The following is a 21753-nucleotide window of genomic DNA, read 5'->3' on the forward strand; positions in this document are numbered from 1 at the left end:
CAGCATGCTATACTGCGCCGCTTCATTTTCGGCTACTTTTTTCCAATCGCTAGCCCGTCCGTAATCACCTGTTTTTAAGGGGAACCTTTTGCAAGGTAAAACACTCCAAGACTTCGTTATTGATAAGATTGATGATCTCAAAGGCCAGGACATCATTGCTATCGATGTTCAAGGCAAATCCAGCATCACCGATTGCATGATTATTTGCACCGGCACCTCGACGCGTCACGTCTCCTCAATCGCCGATCACGTGGTGCAGGAATCACGCGCTGCGGGCCTGAAACCGCTAGGTGTAGACAGTAAAACGGCCTCCGATTGGGTGGTGGTTGACCTCGGTGACGTGATTGTACACGTGATGGAAGCAGAGAGCCGCCAGCTGTATGAGCTGGAAAAACTCTGGAGCTAAGCCTTGAAACTGCAGCTTGTGGCCGTCGGCACCAAAATGCCCGACTGGGTTCAGACCGGTTTCATGGAATATCTGCGCCGCTTCCCCAAAGATATGCCGTTTGAATTGATAGAAGTCACTGCCGGTAAACGCGGCAAGAACGCAGATATCAAACGCATTCTGGAAAAAGAGGGTGAAGCGATGCTGGCCGCCGTAGGTAAAGGAAATCGCATCGTCACGCTGGATATTCCAGGAAAACCGTGGGAAACGCCGCAGCTGGCGCAGCAGCTCGAACGCTGGAAGCAGGATGGTCGTGATGTCAGCCTGTTGATCGGCGGTCCGGAAGGCCTGGCGCCCGCATGCAAAGCCGCTGCCGAACAAAGCTGGTCGCTTTCCGCACTCACGTTGCCACATCCGTTGGTGCGTGTGCTGGTAGCAGAAAGCCTGTATCGTGCGTGGAGCATCACCACGAATCATCCTTATCATCGTGAATAAACGCCTGACAACCCCAGACAAAAAATGTAGCGGATGAAATTACAGAGCAACGCCTTTCGCGATTACACTGCCGAACAGAAACTTTTTGTCCGCCGAGCGTTGGTGGCCTTCTTTGGCATTCTGCTGCTCTCCAGCATACTGGTGGTCAATCTGTACCACCTGCAAATCCTGCGCTTTGACGACTACAGTACGCGTTCGAATGAAAACCGCATCAAACTGGTGCCGGTTGCGCCCAGCCGCGGAATTATTTTCGATCGGAATGGCGTGCCGTTGGCGTTGAACCGCACTATCTACCAAGCTGAACTGATGCCGGAAAAGGTCGAAAACCTGAAGCAGACCTTACAGGATCTGCGACCGGTACTGGATCTGACCGATGACGACATTGATGCCTTTGAAAAAGAGCGCAAACGCTCGCGTCGCTTTACCTCAATTCCGGTAAAAATCGGTTTGAACGAGGTGCAGGTAGCACGTTTCGCCGTCAATCAATACCGTTTTCCTGGCGTGGAAGTAAAAGGCTATCAACGCCGCTACTATCCTTACGGCCAGACGCTGACGCATGTGGTCGGCTATGTGTCTAAAATCAACGATCGTGATGTGACGCGTCTCGATCAGGAAGGAAAATGGCCAAACTATGCGGCAACGCATGATATCGGCAAGCTCGGCATTGAGAATTACTACGAAGATGTGCTGCACGGCAAAACCGGTTACGAAGAAGTTGAGGTCAACAACCGTGGCCGCGTGATCCGTCAGCTGCACGAGCAGTCACCGCAGGCCGGACGCGATATTTATCTGACGGTAGACCTCAAGCTGCAACAATACATCGAAACGTTACTGACCGGCAGCCGCGCGGCGGTGGTGGTGAGCGACCCACGTACCGGCGAAATCCTCGCGTTAGTATCAACGCCCAGCTATGACCCGAACCTGTTTGTCGACGGCATCACCAGCAAAGATTATAAAGCGCTGCTAAGCGACGAAAACCGTCCGCTGTATAACCGTGCGCTGCAGGCCTCCTATCCACCGGCTTCCACCGTTAAACCTTACGTTGCCGTCTCGGCGTTAAGCGCGGGCGTCATTAATCGCAATACCAGCCTGTTCGATCCCGGCTGGTGGCAGTTGCCGGGTTCGGAAAAGCGCTACCGTGACTGGAAAAAATGGGGTCATGGCCGTCTGAACGTGACGAAATCGCTAGAAGAGTCAGCGGATACCTTCTTCTATCAGGTCGCATATGACATGGGCATCGATCGCCTTTCAGAATGGATGACCAAGTTCGGTTACGGCCATCGTACCGGCATCGATCTGCCGCAGGAGAGCGCGGGCAACATGCCGACGCGTGAATGGAAACTTAAGCGTTTCAAAAAACCCTGGTATCAGGGTGACACCATTCCCGTTGGCATCGGCCAAGGTTACTGGACCGCCACGCCGATACAGATGAACAAAGCGATGATGATTCTGATTAACGATGGCGTGATTAAGGTGCCGCATCTGCTGCGCGCCACTCGTGAAGGGCAGACCATGGTGCCTTATCGCCAGCCGCCGGATGCGCCGATTGGCGACATTCACTCTGGCTACTGGGAAATTGCCAAAGACGGTATGTATGGCGTCGCAAACCGCGCCAACGGAACGGCGCATAAAAGCTTTGCCGATGCGCCGTATAAAATCGCCGCCAAGTCCGGTACAGCGCAGGTCTTCGGTCTGAAAGAGAATGAGACCTATAACGCACACAAGATTGCTGAACGTTTACGCGACCACAAATTGATGACGGCTTTCGCACCGTACGATAAGCCGCGCGTGGCGGTCACTATGATTCTGGAAAACGGCGGTGCGGGCCCGGCAGTGGGCACCGTGATGCGCCAGATTCTCGACCACATTATGTTAGGCGACAACAATACCGTGCTGCCAGAAGCCGCACCGACGCCGCCCGGCTACGAAGGTGAATAAAGATGTCCATGAACGATAATCCGCAGAAAAGGTCGATCTGGACGCGTATCCATATTGACCCGTTATTTATGCTGATCATTCTCAGCCTGCTGGCCTATAGCGCCGTCGTCATCTGGAGCGCCAGCGGACAGGACCCGGGCATGACTGAGCGCAAGTTCGGACAAATAGCCATGGGTATTGTGATCATGCTGGTGCTGGCACAGGTGCCGCCACGCGTCTATGAAAGCTGGGCGCCCTACCTCTACATTGTCTGCGTGATTTTGCTGGTCGCGGTCGATGCCTTTGGCCATATCAGTAAAGGCGCGCAGCGCTGGCTCGATCTCGGTTTCGTGCGTTTTCAGCCCTCGGAAATTGCCAAGATTGCCGTGCCGCTGATGGTGGCGCGCTTTATCAACCGCGATGTGTGCCCGCCAACGCTGAAAAATACCGGCATCGCACTGGTGCTGATTTTCATGCCCACGCTGCTGGTGGCGGCGCAACCTGACCTCGGCACCTCGATTCTGATCGCCGCATCCGGTCTGTTTGTCCTGTTCTTATCCGGTATGAGCTGGAAGCTGATTGGCGTGGCAGTGCTATTAGTGGCGGCTTTCATCCCCATTCTGTGGTTCTTCCTGATGCATGATTATCAACGTGACCGCGTGATGATGCTGCTGGATCCGGAAAGCGATCCGCTTGGCGCTGGTTACCACATCATTCAGTCTAAAATTGCCATTGGCTCGGGCGGCCTGCGCGGTAAGGGCTGGCTACACGGTACGCAGTCTCAGCTCGAGTTCCTGCCTGAGCGCCATACCGACTTCATTTTTGCGGTGTTAGCGGAAGAGCTCGGCCTGGTTGGCGTATTGTTATTGCTGGTACTCTATTTGCTGCTGATCATGCGCGGCCTGATTATCGCCGCTCGCGCGCAAACGACCTTTGGCCGTGTAATGGCTGGCGGTTTGATGCTGATTTTATTCGTTTATGTTTTCGTTAACATTGGCATGGTAAGTGGTATCTTACCGGTGGTTGGCGTACCGCTGCCGCTGGTGAGTTACGGCGGATCGGCATTGATTGTGTTAATGGCTGGGTTTGGCATCGTGATGTCGATCCATACTCATCGAAAAATGTTATCTAAAAGCGTTTAAGAGGCTGCACATGCGTAAGGACTGGCTTGGGGTTGCACTGGCATCATTGGTACTGGCTGCCTGTTCCACACCGGAACCGCAGAATAACACTGCGCCACCGCAACCGGCCTATAACGGCCCGGTGGTGGAAATCCCCGGCGTAGAACCGCGTTATGAACCGATCAATCCTTCTACCAGCCAGGATTACAGCGTCAATGGTAAAAGTTACCGCGTGATTAAGGATCCGTCGAACTACAGCGAAGTGGGTTTGGCGACCTGGTATGGCGATGAAGCACAAGGTAATCGCACCGCTATCGGTGAATCTTACGACCCTGAAGCAATGACCGCCGCGCATCCCACGCTGCCACTGCCAAGCTATGTGCGCGTGACCAACCTCGCTAACGGCCGCCAAATTGTGGTGCGGGTTAACGATCGGGGTCCTTACACGCCGGGACGCATTATTGACCTGTCGCGAGCCGCAGGCGATCGCCTGAATATTTCCAACAACACCCGCGTACGCGTTGATTACATTAAAGTGGCACCCGATGGTTCCGTCTCCGGGCCCGGAACCATTGGCACTACCGTTGCCAAACAGAGCTATGCCCTGCCCGCTCGTCCAGACCTGGGTGGCGGCATGGTCATGACCGGTGGCAGTGCCGCCGCGCCTGCACCGCAAGATGTACGCCCCGTGGATAACAGTACGCTGCAAAGTAATGGCAACATGGGCGCCCCCGTGCAGAGCAGTGGTTTTCTTGGCGCACCGCAGCCCTTAGCCAACGGCGTGCTGGAAGGCAGCGAACCGCCACCAGCGGCACCGGTTCCCTCGTCACCAGCAGCAGCAAGTGCCGCACCCGCCAGCAGCCAAAATGCCCATGCAGGCAGCGGCTATGTGGTGCAGGTTGGTGCCATTAACGATGCCACGCGTGCGCGTCAGCTGGCGGATAGCCTGGGCAAACGCTTTGGCGTACCGGGTGCAGTTGAAGCCAATGGCAACGTCTATCGCATCCAGCTTGGTGGCTTTAAAAGCCGCGCCGATGCAGTTGCGTTGCAGCAGCGCCTGAACACGGAAGCGCAAATGAGCTCATTTATTACCACTGCCCGTCCTTCGATGTAACGGACAGTGACATTTCCTGCTGAAACTGATTTGCAAAGCAAGATGTCGCCCGATCGGACGTTTGCTATAGTTAGGCACTTTTTTCACTCTAAACCCACGGATGTTGTAGTTCTGAACATGAATACGCTGAAACCTTCTCGTTTTCTGAAACGCCTGACAGTGGGATCACTGATCGCCCTTTCTCTCAGCCACGTCGCTTTTGCGGACGATGTGAACCTTAAGACTATGATTCCGGGCGTGCCGGACATTGATGCTGAAGCTTATGTGCTGATCGACTATAACTCCGGTAAAGTGCTGGCCGAAAAGAACGCGGATGCACGTCGCGATCCGGCGAGCCTGACCAAAATGATGACCAGCTACGTGATTGGTCAGGCGGTCAAGGCGGGCAAAATCCATAACGATGACATCGTTACCGTGGGAAAAGATGCCTGGGCTACCGGTAATCCCGTATTCAAAGGTTCATCGCTGATGTTCCTCAAACCGGGCGATCGCGTACCGGTTTCACAGCTAACGCGCGGTATCGTGCTGCAGTCGGGGAACGATGCCTGCGTAGCCATGGCTGACTACGTCGCAGGTAGCCAGGATGCATTCGTCAACCTAATGAACAACTACGTTGGTGCGCTGGGCCTGAAAAACACCCACTTCCAGACAGTGCATGGTTTGGATGCAGAAGGCCAATATAGCTCGCCGCGCGATATGGCGCTGATCGGTCAGGCGCTAATCCGTGACGTACCGGATGAGTATGCGGTTTACCGTGAAAAAGATTTCACCTTCAATAATATCCGCCAGACCAACCGTAATGGTTTGTTGTGGGATACCAGCCTGAACGTTGATGGCATCAAAACCGGTCATACGGATGCAGCAGGCTACAACCTGGTGGCCTCTGCAACAGAAGGCCAGATGCGTTTGATCTCAGCGGTAATGGGCGGCCGTACCTATAAAGGTCGTGAAACCGAAAGTAAAAAACTGCTGACATGGGGCTTCCGCTTCTTCGAAACGGTGGCGCCACTGAAAGCTGGTAAAGAGTTCGCCTCTGAACCGGTTTGGTTTGGTAATAGCGATCGTGTGCAGCTCGGCGTGGAAAAAGATGCCTATCTGACCATCCCGCGTGGCCGCATGAAAGATCTGAAAGCCAGCTATGTGCTGAACAACACCGAACTGCACGCACCGCTGCAGAAAAATCAGGTGGTTGGCAGCATCAACTTCCAGCTTGATGGCAAAACCGTTGAGCAGCGTCCGTTGGTGGTGTTGAACGAAGTACAGGAAGGCGGTTTCTTCGGCCGCATTATTGATTACATCAAATTAATGTTCCATCACTGGTTCGGCTAAGGCGCGCTTGAAAAAACGCCAATTTGCCCCCAAATAAGTTACTATCTTTGCTCCCGCCCCGGCGGGAGCCTGTTTTTTTAAGCACCGGAGTGAATCTATGAAAACCAAATTGAATGAACTGCTCGAATTCCCTACCCCTTTTACCTATAAAGTGATGGGTTTGGCGCAGCCGGAGCTGGTTGATCAAGTGGTTGAAGTGGTGCAGCGCCACGCGCCAGGCGATTATAAACCTGACGTTAAACCAAGCAGCAAAGGTAACTATCACTCAGTGTCGATTACCATCACCGCCACCCACATTGAGCAAGTTGAAACCTTGTACGAAGAGCTGGGCAATATCGAAATCGTGCGTATGGTGCTGTAATTCTGGCGCTGGCAAAGTCCACTTTGCCAGCGTTATACTCTGCCCTCCACTCTCTATCGGATCTTCGCTTTGTCAGCTAATACGCTTCTTGTTCGTCAACTCGGCCAGCGCGATTGGCAACCCATCTCAGATGCGATGCATCACTTCACCGATCGGCGCGACAGCACCACGGCCGATGAAATTTGGCTGGTTGAGCATCATCCCGTGTTTACTCAAGGCCAGGCAGGCAAAGCGGAACATTTGCTGATGCCGGGCGATATTCCGGTGGTACAAAGCGATCGTGGCGGCCAGGTCACCTATCACGGGCCAGGCCAACAGGTGATGTATGTGCTGATTGACGTGAAACGCCGCAAGATGGGCGTACGTGAATTAGTGACAGCGTTAGAAGAGACGGTGATTGCGACGCTGGCCGACTATGGCATTAACGCTCGTGCTCGCGCGGATGCGCCGGGCGTGTATGTTGGCGATGAGAAGATTTGCTCGCTCGGTCTGCGCATTCGCAAAGGCTGCTCATTTCATGGTTTGGCGCTCAATGTGGCGATGGATTTAGCCCCCTTCTTACGCATCAATCCCTGCGGATATGCGGGCATGCAGATGACGCAACTCAGCCAGTTCCAGCCAGGCGTTACGCCCGCAGATGTACAGCCGCGACTGGTCGCGCATTTTGCGCTTTTAACCGGATTTAGCCAGCTGGAATGGCGCAGTGAGGACGCGATTCAACCTTGACTGTACGTGCGAATTTACAAAATTGTAACTTTTGCACCGGCTAATCGGCTGCTTATGAGCAGACGAGATGATATAATTTTTGCCATATTTTCAAAAAAAGTTGAAAGCCTGGTTCTCAGTTTGAGTGAGGAAGCTTTCAAATCGCAATCCCGACCGGAACCTGCAGATTTATGAGTAAACCAATTCAGATGGAACGTGGCGTCAAGTATCGCGATGCCGACAAAATGGCGCTCATCCCGGTGAAAACCGTGGTGGTTGAGCGTGAAGAAATTCTGCGTAAGCCGGAATGGATGAAGATCAAACTGCCTGCGGATTCAAGCCGCATTCAGGGCATCAAAGCCGCGATGCGTAAAAATGGTCTGCACTCCGTGTGCGAAGAAGCCTCTTGCCCTAACCTCGCAGAGTGTTTTAACCACGGTACCGCAACCTTTATGATTCTCGGCGCAATCTGTACCCGTCGCTGCCCCTTCTGCGATGTGGCACATGGCCGTCCAAATATGCCCGATGCCAACGAACCGCTGAAACTGGCACAAACCATCGCCGATATGGCGCTGCGTTATGTGGTTATCACGTCTGTGGATCGTGATGACCTGCGTGACGGCGGTGCACAGCACTTTGCCGACTGCATCACGGCCATTCGCGAAAAAAGCCCAACCATCAAAATTGAAACGCTGGTGCCTGACTTCCGTGGTCGTATGGATCGTGCGCTGGAAATTCTTAATGCCACGCCACCGGATGTGTTCAACCACAACCTGGAAAACGTACCGCGCGTTTACCGTCAGGTACGCCCTGGTGCGAACTATGATTGGTCACTGAAATTGCTGGAGCGTTTTAAAGAAGCGCATCCGGAAATTCCAACCAAATCAGGTTTGATGGTTGGCCTTGGCGAAACGAATGCCGAAATCATTGAAGTGATGCGCGATTTGCGTCGCCACGGCGTCACTATGCTGACGCTGGGACAGTATTTGCAGCCAAGCCGTCATCACTTGCCCGTGCAACGTTATGTCAGTCCAGCTGAGTTTGACGAGATGAAAGAAGAAGCGATGGCGATGGGCTTCACCCATGCGGCCTGCGGCCCGTTTGTACGCTCTTCGTATCACGCTGACATGCAGGCAAAAGGCCTGGAAGTGAAATAAGATTGCGTCTTCAACACGCGCTATGAGATAAAAAACAAAAACCAGACTGGCAACAGTCTGGTTTTTTATCAACGTAATAAATACTTACACTTATTGACGTTCAGCGCAGTAATTACTCTTTGTGGCTTACCCGATCGGCGGGCACTTCTTCAGCGCTATTTTTGGATGCGCCGGATTCATCATCTTTCATGGCTTTTTTAAAGCCTTTGATTGCGGAACCCAGATCGCCACCCAGTGAACGTAACTTGTTGGTGCCAAAAAGCAGTACGATGAGCGCACCGATGATCAGCAGTTTGGCAATACTGATACCTTCCATAATTTACCTTTCAACCATTGTGAAAAACGGACCTGCCTATTAACGCGCAGTTTATAGCCGGCCTCAACTGCAATCTGTAACAGAGTGAGACCACGGGCTAGATAAAGCGGCTGAGAAAGGCCTGCGTCCGCGGATGCTGTGGATTGCCAATCACCTGTTCTGGCGCGCCCTGCTCCACCACCACGCCGCCATCCATAAATACCACGCGATCGGCTGCTTCACGCGCAAAACCAATTTCATGCGTGACCACAATCATGGTTAAGCCTTGATCGGCTAAGGTCCGCATGGTGGCTAGCACTTCGCCAACCAACTCAGGATCGAGCGCCGAGGTGGGCTCATCAAATAGCATCAGCGCCGGTTTTATCGCCAGCGCACGAGCAATGGCCACGCGCTGCTGCTGCCCGCCTGAAAGATGACGCGGCCAGGCATCCGCTTTATCACTCAATCCCACCGTAGCGAGCAGTTCGCGTGCATGCTTTAGCGCGTCTTGCCGTGGAAACTTGTGCACGCCAATCGGCGCCTCAATGATATTTTGCAGCACCGTCATATGCGGATAGAGATTGAACTGCTGAAATACCATGCCAATTTTCTGACGCTGATGCGCAATTTTACGCGCCGATAAACGGTGCAAGATGCCACGTTTAAGTTCGTAACCGATCTGATCCTCACCAACCATGATCGAACCGGCATTCATGTCCTCCAGATGGTTAATGCAGCGCAGGAAAGTCGATTTACCCGAACCTGACGGCCCCAGAATCACCACCACTTCGCCAGGAAACACATCGAGATCAATGCCTTTCAGCACTTCATTATCGCCATAACTCTTCTGCACATTACGTGCTCGCACCAGCGGCTGAACCTGATTCATACATCCTCCTTCAACCGCTGTGCGACGGCCGGTGTTGGATCGTTTGCCACGTTGCGGCGTTTATTCATCACTCTGCGCGTAGTGCCGCGTGCGTAGTAACGTTCAATCGCGGATTGGCCCACGTTGAGAATAGAGGTGATAAACAGATACCAAATCACCGCCACCATCAGCATCGGGATAATTTCAAAGGTGCGGTTATAGACAGCCTGCACCGAATACAACAGATCGCCCATGGCGATCACGCTCACCAGCGACGTGGCTTTGATCATGCTGATCAGCTGATTGCCCGTCGGTGGAATAATCGAACGCATCGCCTGCGGGATAATGACACGGCGTAACGCACGGCTGCGGCTCATGCCAAACGCCTGCGTGGTTTCCACCTGACCGTTATCCACAGATAGCAAGCCCGCGCGAATGATTTCGGCCATGTACGCCGCTTCATTAAGCGCCAGCCCGGCAATCGCGGCGGTGAGTGGCGTAATCAGATCGTTGGTGTTCCAGCTGGCAAAGGTGATATCCGTCCAGGGAACACTGATTGAAAGTGTAGGAAATAGCGTCGACAGGTTGTACCAGAAAATCAGTTGCACCAGCAGCGGCGTACCGCGGAAAAACCAGATATAGAGCGACGCTATGCCACTCAGCAATCTGTTTTCCGATAGTCGCCAGACACCGAGTAACAATCCCAGTAGCGTGCCGAGAATCATCGACACCACCGTCAAGCCAAGCGTGACCTGTAGCCCCTTCATTACCGAACCTTCGGTAAACCACTGCAGCACCACTTTCCATTCGAAATTGGGGTTAGTCGCCACCAGCCAGAGGAAATCAGCGGCGATAACCAGCACCACAATCCATGAGATCCAGCGCCCATACGTGGGTGCACTGCGGGCGAAAGCCACATCGCGCTGCTGCACGTCGGCCTTATCCCTGGCTCGCGAATTGTTGGTGATGAGACTCATTTTGCCGCCCCTTGCGCCAGGTTACGACCTGGTTGCTGTAATACGTTACCGTCTAGTTTCCACTTCTTCATGATCGCCGCGTAAGTGCCGTTGCTAAACAGCTCTTTGTACGCGTCCAGTACCACGTTCCCCAGTTCCGAACCTTTCGGCACCACGGTGCCCTGGAAAATATCGCCAAAGCCGTTTTTCTTGCCTTTGCCCGATAATTCCAGTTGACCGTTAGCCTGCTCGATAAAGTAAGTCAGCGGCGCCTGTGATGAGAAGAACGCATCGGAACGTTTAGACCGAACGGCTAAAATCGACGAAGGCTGATCGGTAAACGATTGCACGACCACTGCCGGTTTACCCGCCGCAACACAGGCATCTGACTGCTTGCGAATCACCTGTTCAGCTGAACCGGCTGCCATTACCGCAATGCGCTTGCCGCAGGTATCTTCCAGCCCGTTGATCTTTGAGGGATTACCTTTCTGTACGCCAAACACCACAAACTCCTGCACAAAATCGATAAAGTCGACCTTCTGCTGACGATCCGGATAATCACCAATGGGGCCAATCGCCATTTGATAGCGGCCAGAATTGATGCCGGTGAGCACACCGGATAGCCCGCTCACGGTTGCATGCTCTATCTTCACGCCCAACAGCTGCGCCAGCGCTTCGGTCAGATCGGCGGATGCGCCGTCCATTGTGTGCGGCCCATTAACGATTTCATACGGAGGAAAAGATCCGTTATTTACTGAGATCATCTTTCCACTGCGCTTAATTTCCGCTGGCAGGCGATCGTGCAGTGCCTGATCCATTTTTTGCGCAGGAATAGCCTCCGCGGCCTGAGCGAAACAGGCCGTCAGACCTAATGAAAGCGCGATGGCGGTAGCAAAAGTTTTCATCAGTCGATTCCCCAGCATTCAAAGTGGTTTAAGTTCAGGACGCGCAAAACAGCGATTTTCCAGCACCGGCAGCACACTGCGCGCATAGGCGATGCGCTGTGGATCGAGATCGGCAAACACCAGTGCGGCCGATTCAGGTGCTTTGGCTATCGCTACGCCGAGGGGATCGATCACCAGGCTGTTACCGATATTGCGTGGACCACATTCGCCCACCGCCACCATGTAACAGGTATTTTCCAGCGCCCGCGCTGTGGTCAGTAACTCCCAATGCATCTCTTTCAGCGGGCCTTTCACCCACGCGGCCGGCAGCACCAACACCTCGGCGCCATCCAGCACTAAACGGCGCGCCAGCTCCGGGAAGCGCACGTCATAACAGGTCATCAGGCCCACTTTCATGCCGGCTACTTCGACCAGCGGCGGAATTTCTCGTCCGGGGTTAACACGCTGTGACTCCTGCATGGCAAAAGCATCGTACAGATGCAGCTTGACGTACTTTGCGATGATTTCACCGTTGCGGATGGCGATCAGCACGTTCAGCGCTTTCTCTCCTTCGGTCGGCACATGCACGCTCATCATGGTGGTGAGCATGTTGCCTTTGCTGACAGCCAGCAGCTGCGTAACGAAAGGACCATCAAGCGGCTGCGCGGCTTTCAGTACCAGATCGGGATCGGCGATATCGCGCGCCAGCACGCCCTCTGGCAGTACCAGCAGATCCGCGCCACCCGCCAGCGCCTTATTCATCAATCCGATGCAAATATCGGTGTTTTCTTGCCATTCACGGCTGACGGCAAATTGCCCCATTGCGACTTTCATGATTATTCTCCTCGTGCCGCCGCCGGAAAGATCGCCTCTGGCGTTAGCAATGTTTTCGTTAGGCTTTGCTGGAATAGCTCATTAGCAAAGTCGGCAATCATCTTTTTGTTAGCGGCAAAGCCGTTTTGATTCCAGTCGGCAGGTAATTCCTGCGCGGTACGTCGCAAATCATCCAGCAGCCACGGCGTGGTATCCGCGTATTTTTCGCGCTTCTTCATCCACATATGGTAGGAGCGATCGATAATCTCGCTCAGTGCCTGGGGCAGCCAGGGATGCGCGTCTGCCAATGCAGGTTTTATTGCCAGGATATGAATGCCTGGCACGTAACCAACACGATTAAAGTAGTCACGCTCAGCAGCGGCGAAATCTAGCTGCAGCTGGCGCAGCCCTGAATCGGCAAGGAAAAAACCTTCCGGCATAAACGGCGTGAATACCGCATCCAGCTCGCCCGTTTTCAGCAGGTCGATCAGTGGACGCTCCCCCGGCGCTGGCTCGATGCGACCCGGACGACCAAAACCGGCCAGGCGATCGACAACAGGATGTTCCGCCGTCAAACGCCCGGCAAACCAGTAGGCATCATCGATCTCAACACCCGCTTCACGCAGTACGGTGCGCGTCCAGGTGTTGCCGGAATCCTGCCATCCCGTCACGCCAATCTTTTTACCCTTCAACTGTGCAGGCGAAGTAAGCGGGCTCTCACGCGTGGTGATGATGCAGCGCTGACGGAAACCGCGCATGAGAAAATGCGGTAATCCCAGCAATGAGGAGTCGCCTTTCGCGCGGGCCTGAGCAAAGCGGCTGAACGACACTTCACCCGCATCATATTGATCGCTGGTTGCCAGGTTATCAACCAATGTGCCCACGCGATCAATTTCCAGCGAAAACCCTTCTGGCTTGATGTCGCCAAGTGCCAGCGGGGTGAAGTAATCCCAGTCACGCACCGCCAGTCTAATGGTTACCATAGTTATGCTTTCCCCGTCTGTTTTGCCAGCCTTATAGCTGTGATGGTTTTTGCAGCAAATAGTGCTTGAATTTGAGTCTAAAACGCGAATACTAATCTGAACAATCTATTATTTGTTACTGAACAAAGGATTTTCTTATGACGCAAATTGTGGATTTGGCGTGGCTGAGTCAGCACATCACTGATGCTTCGGTGAAAGGCATTACGCATGCCACATCAACCTTGATTCGCGATGGCGAGATTGCTGTGGGCATGCAAATGCCCGCCGTGCGTGAGCTGGCAGAACGATTGGGGGTGAGTCCGGCCACCGTGTCGGCGGCCTGGGCGCAGCTAAAAAAGCAGAAAGTGCTGGCGGGGAAAGGCCGCAGCGGTGTGTGGGTGAGCGGCAATAGTGTGATGCCGCGCCCTATACGTTTCGAGAAAATTGGCAATTACGGTGAAAATGTTCGGGCATCATTGGCAATGGCTTCGCCCGATCCGTCCCTGCTGCCAGATCTGCGTCAGGCGATGCTGGCAGGCCTTGCCTCCCCTCAGTTGAACAGCTATCAACGTGAGGCGATTTCCCCCCAGTTGCAGACCGCGATTACGCCACGTTGGCCTTATCCCGCTGAAGCCTGGCTGGCAACCGATGGCGGATTTGATGCCATGAATCTGATTGTGCAAACGTTGCTATCACCAGGCGATCGCGTGGTCATTGAAGATCCTACCGCCACACGTCTGCTGGATATTCTCGACAATATCGGTGCGGAAATACTGCCGCTGCCGTGCGATGAACAAGGACCGATAGCCACCGCTCTCGCTACGCTACTGCAAAAATCTCCGGCGATGTTTATCTATCAGCCCCGTACCCATTCAGCCACCGGACACAGCGTCAGCCAGCGGCGTAGCGCCGAGTTAGCCCGCGTGCTGGCGAACAGCACAACTATCATCGTGGAGGACGATGGTATTGGCGATCTATCGAGATGGCCAGTATGGAGCCTTGGCTTCCACTACCCCGAGCGCGTGCTGCACGTACACTCGTTTTCCAAAGCGTATGGCCCGGATTTGCGTCTGGCGGTGCTGTCTGGTACTTCAGAAATGGTGAAACGTTTACAGGCCTGGCGTAACTTTGGCGTTAGCTGGACCAGCCGTATTCTGCAGGATGCCGTGGCGTGGATGCTCAATGATGAAGATACTCAGCAGCGTGTTCAGCATGCGAGGGCCACCTATGCGCAGCGTCGTCAACAGTTGCTGGCCGCGTTGGCGAAACGAGGACTTCTCCTCGAGGAACGCGATGGATTGAGCGTGTGGATCCCCGTGCAATCTGAACAATACGCGATGATCACGCTGGCAGCACGTGGCATTGCCGTGCTGCCAGGCGAACGCTGTAGTATCAATAGCAGGCAATTCATTCGCGTCAGCGCGGCGCTGCTACCTTTCGCACAACTTGACAGTATCGCCGACGCCATCGTGATTGCCAGCGGCCGTGAACTCAATCTTAGCTCAGAGCTTTAATGTGGTAGCGCGGAGACTCCACATAACCTTCGCGTGCATAGAACTGATTAGCTTTAAGGCGTGAAGAGTGGCAATGCACTTCCATACGGTCACAGCCGTGCGAACGCGCCAGCTGTTCAGCATGATTCAACAATTGCTGGCCACTGCCCTTACTGCGTTCGCCTTCGGCAATACAGAAATAGCTGATGCGGGCAAAATCGCCGGCCAACGCCAGTTGAGGAATAAAATGAAGTGAAAGAAAACCCAAGACCTGGCTGCCATGTTCAGCGACCAGCAATATTTCGTCTGGATGATGACAAAGCTGCTCCAGACGCTTATCAATAAACCCTTCCGTCGCGCTGTAGCCTAATTCGGTTAGCAACGCACTCAACGCAAAACTGTCTTTTGCCTCTGCCTGACGTATGTTCATCCTGCCTCCTGACATTTCCCTGAGCAGTTATATAGCGTTGCCAGCGAAAAATCTGCAAGTAAGGATTGTTGTAGGGTTGTTACGGGAATTATCTGTGAGATGCGCCGCAGAATCTGCCTTGTCATAGTAACGTCATGTCGGCTTAAGGCTGGCTTAATCTGGGACTGCCATGCTGTGGAAAATCACTCTCTGAGGCAAGAAAATGAAGAATCTGGTTCCACATGATTTTAACGAGTTAATGGCGCTCAGCGTCAGTACGCTCGCCGTGGTTGCATGGATGATTCTCTGGTGGCAGGCATAAAAAAAACCCGCCATTAGGCGGGTTTTCAGAATTCGAACTGTTAATTACAGTGCGATAACGTTAGCAGCTGATGGGCCTTTAGCGCCGTCAGTGATTTCGAACTCAACGCGTTGACCTTCAGCCAGAGTTTTGAAACCGTTGCTGTTGATAGCAGAGAAGTGTACGAACACATCTTTGCTGCCATCTTCTGGAGTAATGAAACCGAAGCCTTTCGACTCATTAAACCACTTTACGTTACCTTTGATCTTAGACATCTATATTACCTTTACATGAAAAAAGGACACTAAACTGTGTCGACGTCTAGTACAGCAATTGCGGTGACATTTGTCCAGTGCGATTTGATGAAAAAGTGATAAATATTGATTTTTTGCGTCCTGATCACACTTTCTGCGCATCGCTAACGCTTAAAACTCCACCCTCAACCAGGCAAAGTAAACGTTGCCGTTATTGTGCGTTCCAGGAATATACGTCATCTGGAACGTCGCAGGTCCATATCCGATTGATGCCAAAGGTAAAATAAAGGGAACGGGAATATATTTCCAATTATCCCTCGCCGTCACGCCTACGGTATAACCTGCGCCCAGATGAAAATCTTGATTGTTTAAGGGTCGCCAGGTGGCCTCCCAGCCGTAGCCGGTTATCGGCTCCCATTTGTTAAAAGAGTCTTTAAATGCCATGGCATAGATGCCGTGCCAATTACCCTTTTCATCCCAGCGCGATACACCAGCACCCGCGCCCCAGGGACGTTCATTGTATTTTTTGATGTGTCTGTCGTCGTAAGTCCAACGATTATGCCAGGTGATTGCAGGTAAATAAAAATCGTAATTCTGCGGTTGTGACCATGTTTGGGAAACATTGTCGCTGAAAGTACTCCAGCCAGATTTAACGGCTTGCGATGTGGTTTCTGCTGATGCCGAAAACGAGACCGATGAGGTCAAAATACAACCCAACAGGGCTGCAGAAATTTGCCGATTCACAACGATATTTCCTATGGGTCATTCTAAAACTTCAGCCCCACAGCGATGAGGTTTTCGTCTACATGCAGAACTGAGTTTTTATTTTAATGTGCTGAAAGTGTATTAAAAAAAAGACGCCACTCTCTCCAGGCCTTTTCTTGTTTCTTAAACATTCGAGCGGTTAATTTTGCCTTAAGAAGAAGAAGTGATTTGAAAGGGCAGGTAAACGAATGAGTGATATGGCTTTATGTACAAAAAATGCAAACTCTGAGAAACGGTCACATGGTGCAACCATATTGTATTCAACAAGTTAGAGAGAATTATTCACGCGCAGAATAAATTAATAAAATTTAACATTTGAACTCAGCGCACGAATAAGATAAATCTCGACTTTCCAGGACGGAGAGGGAAGGAACAAAGATGACGATTCGTTGCAGCCGCTGTGGTTGCGCTAAATTCTTTTACACTTCATACCATCGTGAAAAGGTGGATTTGCCAGACCATCATGGGGCCTGTTGTGCACAATGTTATAAGCCGCTGAATCTCGCCGATATCTGTGAATTAGTGATGGACGATCAGAATGCCACTAAAGCCTGTGCCGAATAAAGCATGAAGGCACCCGAAGGTGCCTGTCTATATCAGAAGATAAGTTTAAATACGCCGGTTAAAGTTAATAACCCAACGATGAAGATGATGGCTATGACCCACAGGATTATTTTCATTGTTCGCTCCTTCTTGTATGAAAAATAAGGTATCTGTTATCCAGTATAGATGATGATTCTGGTTTCGCTTCCCTCCTTAAACGTGCCCATGCCTATTAACGCCGCTGCGCTTGTCTGAAAATTAATTTCTGCGAGACAGGTCGCAGCGTTCAATTTTCATCCGCCTTGTTAGTGCATTTACCGCCTATCCACAGTCTAAACTTATAGCGCCTGAAGAGGCCTCAATTGTTATCAATGCCTACGTAACAAGGAGATGATTATGAGCACAATTAATACCAGCATGGGGCGTTATAGCCTTAAGGCAAAGGATTACGGCAACCACATAAGTGGCAGCATTGCCATCAACGATGAAGGTGGTACGCAACTCACCATGCAGGAGTTTGAAGAGCATTATCTTGACGATGTCGTCAACAATGTCATTTACCCTATCACGGGTGGGAACCGTGAAATCACGCGTGCACTGCGCGATCAAATGGTCAAAGCGGGCTTCGAACAGCCGCACTGAGTTTTTGGGCCACAGCTTGTGGCCCTTTACTTAATTTACTGACTTGCGGTTATCGCCGTTTTCGTCGCAGGATGCGTTATTGACCATGATAAGGAGATTAACCGCGTGAGTACTCAACATCGCATTCCCCCTTCCCACCTGCATCAGTTTGTTCAAGCCATTTGGCTCCATGCTGGCAGCAGCGCGCAAGAAGCTCAATTAGTGGCTGAACACCTGGTTGCCGCAAACCTGGCGGGACATGATTCACACGGCGTCGGCATGATCCCAAGCTATATGAACTCGCTGGCGCAAGGCTTTCTGCAGCTGAACCAACACCCAACTGTCGAAAAAGATGCTGGCGCGGTACTGACGCTTCATGCTAACAACGGGTTTGGTCAGGTTGCTGCATATGAGGCGATGCAGCTTGGCATCGAGCGTGCAGCCAAATTGGGCATCGCGGCAGTGGGACTCCATCATTCGCATCATATTGGTCGCATCGGTCATTGGGCGGAACAGTGCGCCGCAGCGGGTTTTGTCTCTTTCCATTTCGTGAACGTGATGGGCGATCCGATGGTTGCCCCTTATAACGGCAGCGATAGACGTTTTGGCACCAATCCCTTCTGTGCAATTTTCCCGCGCCGTAATACCAAACCCCTGTTGCTCGATTTCGCCACCAGCGGTATCTCCTTCGGTAAGACTCGGGTGGCGTGGAACAAAGAGCAGCAGGTTGCGCCGGGTTATCTGATCGATCATCAGGGCAAACCGACCACGGAACCGGGCGTAATGCACCAGGCACCTTATGGTTCGCTGATGCCGTTTGGTCTGCACAAAGGTTATGCGCTGGCGACGATGTGTGAAATTTTCGGCGGCGCGCTGTCGGGCGGTCGCACCACGCATGATGAGACGCTGGTCACCAGTCACGATGCCATTTTCAACTGCATGACAACCATTATCGTGGACCCGGAGGCGTTTGATGCACCAGCCATGCAAGAAGAGGCTGAATCATTTCTTGATTGGGTGAAACAGTCACCTCAAAGTGGCAATGAAGCCATTCAGGTGCCGGGTGAATGGGAAGAACACAACAGAGTGGCGCGCTATCGCGACGGTATTCCGCTTGATAACAACAGTTGGCAGCAAATCTGTGCAGCGGCGCTGCAAGCGGGTATGCCTCAGGAAGAACTCGCGGCTTTCCGTGCGCTAACGCAGTAAACGGCGCAAGGCTGAGGCGCGCAGCCTCAGCCTGAATGCTTATATAACGCTGGCCAGCAGCAAACATCCCACCAAACCACACACAGAAATGATGGTTTCCAGCGCTGACCATGAGCGGAAGGTTTCGCCGATGGTCAGGTTGAAATACTCTTTGAAGAGCCAGAAGCCCGGATCGTTCACATGCGAGAAAATGACGCTGCCTGAGCCAACGGCAATCACCATCAATTCTGGGCTAGCACCACTGGTAACAATTAGCGGTGCGACAATCCCGCCTGCGGTGATCGCCGCAACGGTGGCCGACCCTAATGCAATGCGCAGCACGGCGGCAATCGACCACGCCATAAAGATCGGCGACAGATTGGTTGCATGCATCATATTAGCGATGTATTTATCCACACCGCTGTCCACCAGCACCTGTTTAAACGCCCCGCCGCCGCCAATAATCAGCAGCATCATGGCGATAATTTTAATGGAATCTGTAATGGTAGCCATCACCTCATCCATGCTGCGTCCACGGTTTAGCCCGAAGGTAAAGATGGCAATCAGTACCGCGATCAATGTAGCCATAATCGGGTCGCCGAAAAACTCCGCATAAGGCAACAGCACGTGACCTTTTGGCAACAGCATTTCCGCCACCGCACGCAATGCCATAAGTACTACGGGCACCAATGCTGTCCAGACGCTGACGCCAAATCCTGGCATCTCTGCCTCGGTAAAAGTTTTCGGATTCCACAATCCTTCCGGGATCGGTTTATCAATTCCTTTCAGGAAACGCGCATAAACCGGACCAGCAAGAATCACGGTAGGAATACCCAGCAGCGTACCGTAGAGCAGCGTTTTACCCATATCTGCGTTAAACAGTGTGGCAATCGCTGTTGGGCCCGGATGCGGTGGCAGGAAACCGTGCGTGACGGAGAGTGCCGCCGCCATCGGTACCCCCACGTACAGTAAAGGAACTCGCGCGGAGGCGGCGATGCTGAATACCAGCGGCAACATCAGCACAAAGCCCACTTCATAGAACAATGCAAAGCCCACGGTGAAGCCCGTTAGCACCAGCGCCCACTGAATATGCTTCTGCCCGAATTTGGCAATCAGCGTGGTGGCAATACGTTGCGCCCCGCCGCAATCTGCCAGCAGTTTTCCCAGCATCGCACCAAAGCCCATGATCAACGCCAGACTGCCCAGGGTACCGCCTACCCCGTTTTTAATCGAGATAATAACTTTATTGACCGGCATGCCCTGCATCACGCCCACGGCCAGCGCGACCAGAATCAGCGCAATAAATCCGTTCAGTTTGAAACGGATCATCAGCAGCAGCAGTAACGCTACGCCAATCGCCACATAGAGTAATGGCATAATTTTTCTCCACTTTTGCGCACGGTAATCTACCGGCAGCGGTTTATTTTGGTTATCCCAGAGGATGTTGGATACAGCAGCGTGCGGGATGAATAATCACCACGGCCACGATGTTACGGGTATCATGTTAAGGGTAACATTGTGCATAAAGCACCTGGCGCAGCGGCGGAATTTCTGTTTTGAGAAGGTGATCAACTTTTTGCCTGTGCGTTATCAGAATGTTTGCAGCGGGAGTGTCACGGCTTTTCGTTACACTAGGGTCTTTCGCCATTTAAGAAGGACATGCAGGTGAGTGAGAATCTGATCGCGTTGTACAGTAATCAACAAACCCTGTTTGGTCGCGGCAGTATCGACCAGTTAATTCCCCTGCTGGCAGCCGATACTCAGCCAACGCTGCTGTTTTGCGGTCGCTCTTTCCTCAACGGTCCGGCCTGGGCGCGCCTGGGCGCTGCGCTGAACGATCGGATTATTGGCTATGAGATTGTCAGCCATGAAGCCTCGCCGGATGAGATCGACGCCTGGGTGCGGCGCTGGCGCGGTCACGTTGATCGTGTGGTGGCGATTGGCGGCGGCAGCGTACTGGATGCCGCCAAAGCTTTCAGCGCGATGATGCAACATCCACTCAACACGGCGCGCTATCTGGAGAAAGTCGGTGATACCCCGGTGCAAGCCGTAACCTTACCGCTGATCGCCATTCCCACCACCGCGGGCACCGGCAGCGAAGTCACGCAAAATGCCGTCGTCACCGATCAGCAACACATTCAGGTCAAAGCCTCGCTGCGTCATCCGGTATTTGTGCCACAGGTGGCGATCCTCGATCCCAATCTGCTAAAGGGCGCGCCGGATAGCGTGTTGGCAACCTGCGCTATTGATGCCTTTACCCATTTATTTGAAGCTTATCTGTCACGCAAAGGTAATTTATTTACCCAGCAAACCGCGTTAAATGGGCTGCTGCTATTCTTCAAAGCCTGGCCGGATTTGAATCGTGACGATGAGCGTGGGGATGCGGCACGCGAGGCGATGATGATGGCATCGTGGTTGGGTGGCGTGTGTCTGAGCAGTGCCGGTTTGGGCGTGATCCACGGTATTGCTGGTGAACTGGGAGCGATTAAACCCTTTCATCACGGCGAAGTCTGCGGACGCTTACTCTTCCCATTCCTCGATGTGCTGGCGGAAACCGAACATGCTGAACAGCAGCGTTTGATGGCACAACTCGGCCAGCTGCTGCTGCCAGACGATCCGGCTCCGCCGGCATTAGCGTTGAAAGCCTGGATTCAACAGCACGCGATTGTGCCTTTCTGGCTAGATGGACCAACGCTCTCAGCCAGCGACGTTGAATGGATCGTGACGCGCGCCAACAGCAAAAACGGCTGGATCAGCTACGATGCCCCCACATTGATGGAGATGATCGCCGCAGCCTGGCGCATTATTTAAGTGATA

At 52.9% G+C, this 21753-nt stretch carries 24 protein-coding genes and 1 pseudogene; 14 read left to right on the forward strand and 11 right to left on the reverse strand.

Going from position 1 to position 21753, the window contains the following annotated elements; all coding sequences use genetic code 11:
• Nucleotides 1-88 precede the first annotated feature (88 nt).
• The 9 genes from rsfS to lipA all read left to right on the forward strand — a co-directional run bounded on the left by rsfS (nucleotide 89) and on the right by lipA (nucleotide 8584).
• Entirely contained in the window at nucleotides 89-406 is a 318-nt protein-coding gene (gene rsfS, locus CRO19_RS03310; RefSeq protein WP_097094592.1) for a ribosome silencing factor, read from the forward strand.
• A 3-nt stretch (nucleotides 407-409) separates the two neighbouring features.
• On the forward strand, nucleotides 410-880 hold the full coding sequence (rlmH, locus tag CRO19_RS03315; RefSeq protein WP_097094593.1) for a 23S rRNA (pseudouridine(1915)-N(3))-methyltransferase RlmH: 471 nt from the start codon (nucleotides 410-412) through the stop codon (nucleotides 878-880).
• A 33-nt stretch (nucleotides 881-913) separates the two neighbouring features.
• A complete protein-coding gene (gene mrdA, locus CRO19_RS03320; protein WP_097094594.1) occupies nucleotides 914-2818 on the forward strand; it encodes a peptidoglycan DD-transpeptidase MrdA in 1905 nt (634 codons plus the stop codon).
• Nucleotides 2819-2826: 8 nt separating this feature from the next.
• Nucleotides 2827-3939 carry a peptidoglycan glycosyltransferase MrdB gene (mrdB, locus tag CRO19_RS03325; protein ID WP_097097572.1) on the forward strand — a complete coding sequence of 371 codons (1113 nt, stop codon included), beginning with the start codon at nucleotides 2827-2829 and terminating at the stop codon, nucleotides 3937-3939.
• Between the two features lie 10 nt (nucleotides 3940-3949).
• Entirely contained in the window at nucleotides 3950-5032 is a 1083-nt protein-coding gene (gene rlpA / locus CRO19_RS03330) for an endolytic peptidoglycan transglycosylase RlpA (protein WP_097094595.1), read from the forward strand.
• A gap of 117 nt (nucleotides 5033-5149) precedes the next feature.
• Entirely contained in the window at nucleotides 5150-6361 is a 1212-nt protein-coding gene (gene dacA, locus CRO19_RS03335) for a D-alanyl-D-alanine carboxypeptidase DacA (RefSeq protein WP_007890701.1), read from the forward strand.
• Between the two features lie 97 nt (nucleotides 6362-6458).
• On the forward strand, nucleotides 6459-6722 hold the full coding sequence (gene ybeD / locus CRO19_RS03340; RefSeq protein ID WP_097094596.1) for a DUF493 family protein YbeD: 264 nt from the start codon (nucleotides 6459-6461) through the stop codon (nucleotides 6720-6722).
• A gap of 69 nt (nucleotides 6723-6791) precedes the next feature.
• The gene (lipB, locus tag CRO19_RS03345) at nucleotides 6792-7448 is read left to right on the forward strand and encodes a lipoyl(octanoyl) transferase LipB (RefSeq protein ID WP_097094597.1); all 657 of its coding nucleotides are present in this window, start codon (nucleotides 6792-6794) and stop codon (nucleotides 7446-7448) included.
• 170 nt (nucleotides 7449-7618) lie between these two features.
• Entirely contained in the window at nucleotides 7619-8584 is a 966-nt protein-coding gene (gene lipA / locus CRO19_RS03350) for a lipoyl synthase (RefSeq protein ID WP_097094598.1), read from the forward strand.
• A gap of 112 nt (nucleotides 8585-8696) precedes the next feature.
• Here lipA and tatE read toward each other — a convergent pair whose 3' ends face one another.
• The 6 genes from tatE to CRO19_RS03380 all read right to left on the reverse strand — a co-directional run bounded on the left by tatE (nucleotide 8697) and on the right by CRO19_RS03380 (nucleotide 13383).
• Nucleotides 8697-8900, reverse strand: a complete 204-nt coding sequence (gene tatE / locus CRO19_RS03355; RefSeq protein ID WP_097094599.1) for a twin-arginine translocase subunit TatE — start codon at nucleotides 8898-8900, stop codon at nucleotides 8697-8699.
• A gap of 97 nt (nucleotides 8901-8997) precedes the next feature.
• On the reverse strand, nucleotides 8998-9768 hold the full coding sequence (locus CRO19_RS03360; protein WP_097094600.1) for an amino acid ABC transporter ATP-binding protein: 771 nt from the start codon (nucleotides 9766-9768) through the stop codon (nucleotides 8998-9000).
• On the reverse strand, nucleotides 9765-10724 hold the full coding sequence (locus tag CRO19_RS03365; RefSeq protein WP_097094601.1) for an amino acid ABC transporter permease: 960 nt from the start codon (nucleotides 10722-10724) through the stop codon (nucleotides 9765-9767). The genes CRO19_RS03360 and CRO19_RS03365 overlap by 4 nt, the downstream gene beginning before the upstream one ends.
• Nucleotides 10721-11608, reverse strand: a complete 888-nt coding sequence (locus CRO19_RS03370) for an ABC transporter substrate-binding protein (RefSeq protein WP_097097573.1) — start codon at nucleotides 11606-11608, stop codon at nucleotides 10721-10723. The genes CRO19_RS03365 and CRO19_RS03370 overlap by 4 nt, the downstream gene beginning before the upstream one ends.
• Before the next feature lie 18 nt (nucleotides 11609-11626).
• On the reverse strand, nucleotides 11627-12421 hold the full coding sequence (locus CRO19_RS03375) for a deaminated glutathione amidase (RefSeq protein ID WP_097094602.1): 795 nt from the start codon (nucleotides 12419-12421) through the stop codon (nucleotides 11627-11629).
• 2 nt (nucleotides 12422-12423) lie between these two features.
• Nucleotides 12424-13383: a substrate-binding domain-containing protein gene (locus tag CRO19_RS03380; protein ID WP_176519121.1), complete on the reverse strand. Its 960-nt coding sequence runs from the start codon at nucleotides 13381-13383 to the stop codon at nucleotides 12424-12426.
• A 137-nt stretch (nucleotides 13384-13520) separates the two neighbouring features.
• Here CRO19_RS03380 and CRO19_RS03385 point away from each other — a divergent pair, with 137 nt between their 5' ends.
• Entirely contained in the window at nucleotides 13521-14876 is a 1356-nt protein-coding gene (locus CRO19_RS03385) for an aminotransferase-like domain-containing protein (RefSeq protein WP_097094604.1), read from the forward strand.
• Here the strand turns inward: CRO19_RS03385 and CRO19_RS03390 are convergent.
• From CRO19_RS03390 to pagP, 3 genes are all read right to left on the reverse strand, one after another.
• Nucleotides 14860-15285 (reverse strand): GNAT family N-acetyltransferase, encoded by a 426-nt coding sequence (locus CRO19_RS03390; protein WP_097094605.1) that lies wholly within the window; start codon nucleotides 15283-15285, stop codon nucleotides 14860-14862. The two genes, CRO19_RS03385 and CRO19_RS03390, sit on opposite strands and share 17 nt — an antisense overlap.
• Nucleotides 15286-15630: 345 nt before the next feature.
• The gene (gene cspE, locus CRO19_RS03395; RefSeq protein WP_007890714.1) at nucleotides 15631-15840 is read right to left on the reverse strand and encodes a transcription antiterminator/RNA stability regulator CspE; all 210 of its coding nucleotides are present in this window, start codon (nucleotides 15838-15840) and stop codon (nucleotides 15631-15633) included.
• Between the two features lie 150 nt (nucleotides 15841-15990).
• Nucleotides 15991-16563, reverse strand: coding sequence for a lipid IV(A) palmitoyltransferase PagP (pagP, locus tag CRO19_RS03400; RefSeq protein WP_097094606.1), 573 nt, complete (start codon nucleotides 16561-16563; stop codon nucleotides 15991-15993).
• A gap of 399 nt (nucleotides 16564-16962) precedes the next feature.
• Between pagP and CRO19_RS03405 the strand changes: the two genes are divergently transcribed.
• Complete coding sequence (locus CRO19_RS03405) at nucleotides 16963-17148, forward strand: hypothetical protein (RefSeq protein WP_097094607.1); 186 nt, start codon at nucleotides 16963-16965, stop codon at nucleotides 17146-17148.
• Nucleotides 17149-17180: 32 nt separating this feature from the next.
• Here the strand turns inward: CRO19_RS03405 and CRO19_RS26520 are convergent, their stop codons facing one another.
• Nucleotides 17181-17264 (reverse strand): small membrane protein YohP, encoded by an 84-nt coding sequence (locus CRO19_RS26520; protein ID WP_085982494.1) that lies wholly within the window; start codon nucleotides 17262-17264, stop codon nucleotides 17181-17183.
• 259 nt (nucleotides 17265-17523) lie between these two features.
• Between CRO19_RS26520 and CRO19_RS03410 the strand changes: the two genes are divergently transcribed.
• Together CRO19_RS03410 and CRO19_RS03415 are read left to right on the forward strand one after the other, a co-directional pair.
• Nucleotides 17524-17769, forward strand: coding sequence for a hypothetical protein (locus tag CRO19_RS03410; protein WP_007890717.1), 246 nt, complete (start codon nucleotides 17524-17526; stop codon nucleotides 17767-17769).
• A 105-nt stretch (nucleotides 17770-17874) separates the two neighbouring features.
• Nucleotides 17875-18957 (forward strand): malate/lactate/ureidoglycolate dehydrogenase, encoded by a 1083-nt coding sequence (locus CRO19_RS03415; RefSeq protein ID WP_097094608.1) that lies wholly within the window; start codon nucleotides 17875-17877, stop codon nucleotides 18955-18957.
• A gap of 39 nt (nucleotides 18958-18996) precedes the next feature.
• Here CRO19_RS03415 and gntT read toward each other — a convergent pair whose 3' ends face one another.
• Nucleotides 18997-20313 carry a gluconate transporter gene (gene gntT, locus CRO19_RS03420; protein ID WP_097094609.1) on the reverse strand — a complete coding sequence of 439 codons (1317 nt, stop codon included), beginning with the start codon at nucleotides 20311-20313 and terminating at the stop codon, nucleotides 18997-18999.
• Between the two features lie 124 nt (nucleotides 20314-20437).
• On the opposite strand from gntT, the pseudogene CRO19_RS03425 reads away from it, so the two are divergent.
• A pseudogene (locus CRO19_RS03425) lies at nucleotides 20438-21747 on the forward strand (iron-containing alcohol dehydrogenase).
• Nucleotides 21748-21753: the final 6 nt, after the last annotated feature.

Origin of the sequence: Candidatus Pantoea floridensis (genome assembly GCF_900215435.1) — a bacterium.
GTDB lineage: Bacteria > Pseudomonadota > Gammaproteobacteria > Enterobacterales > Enterobacteriaceae > Pantoea > Pantoea floridensis.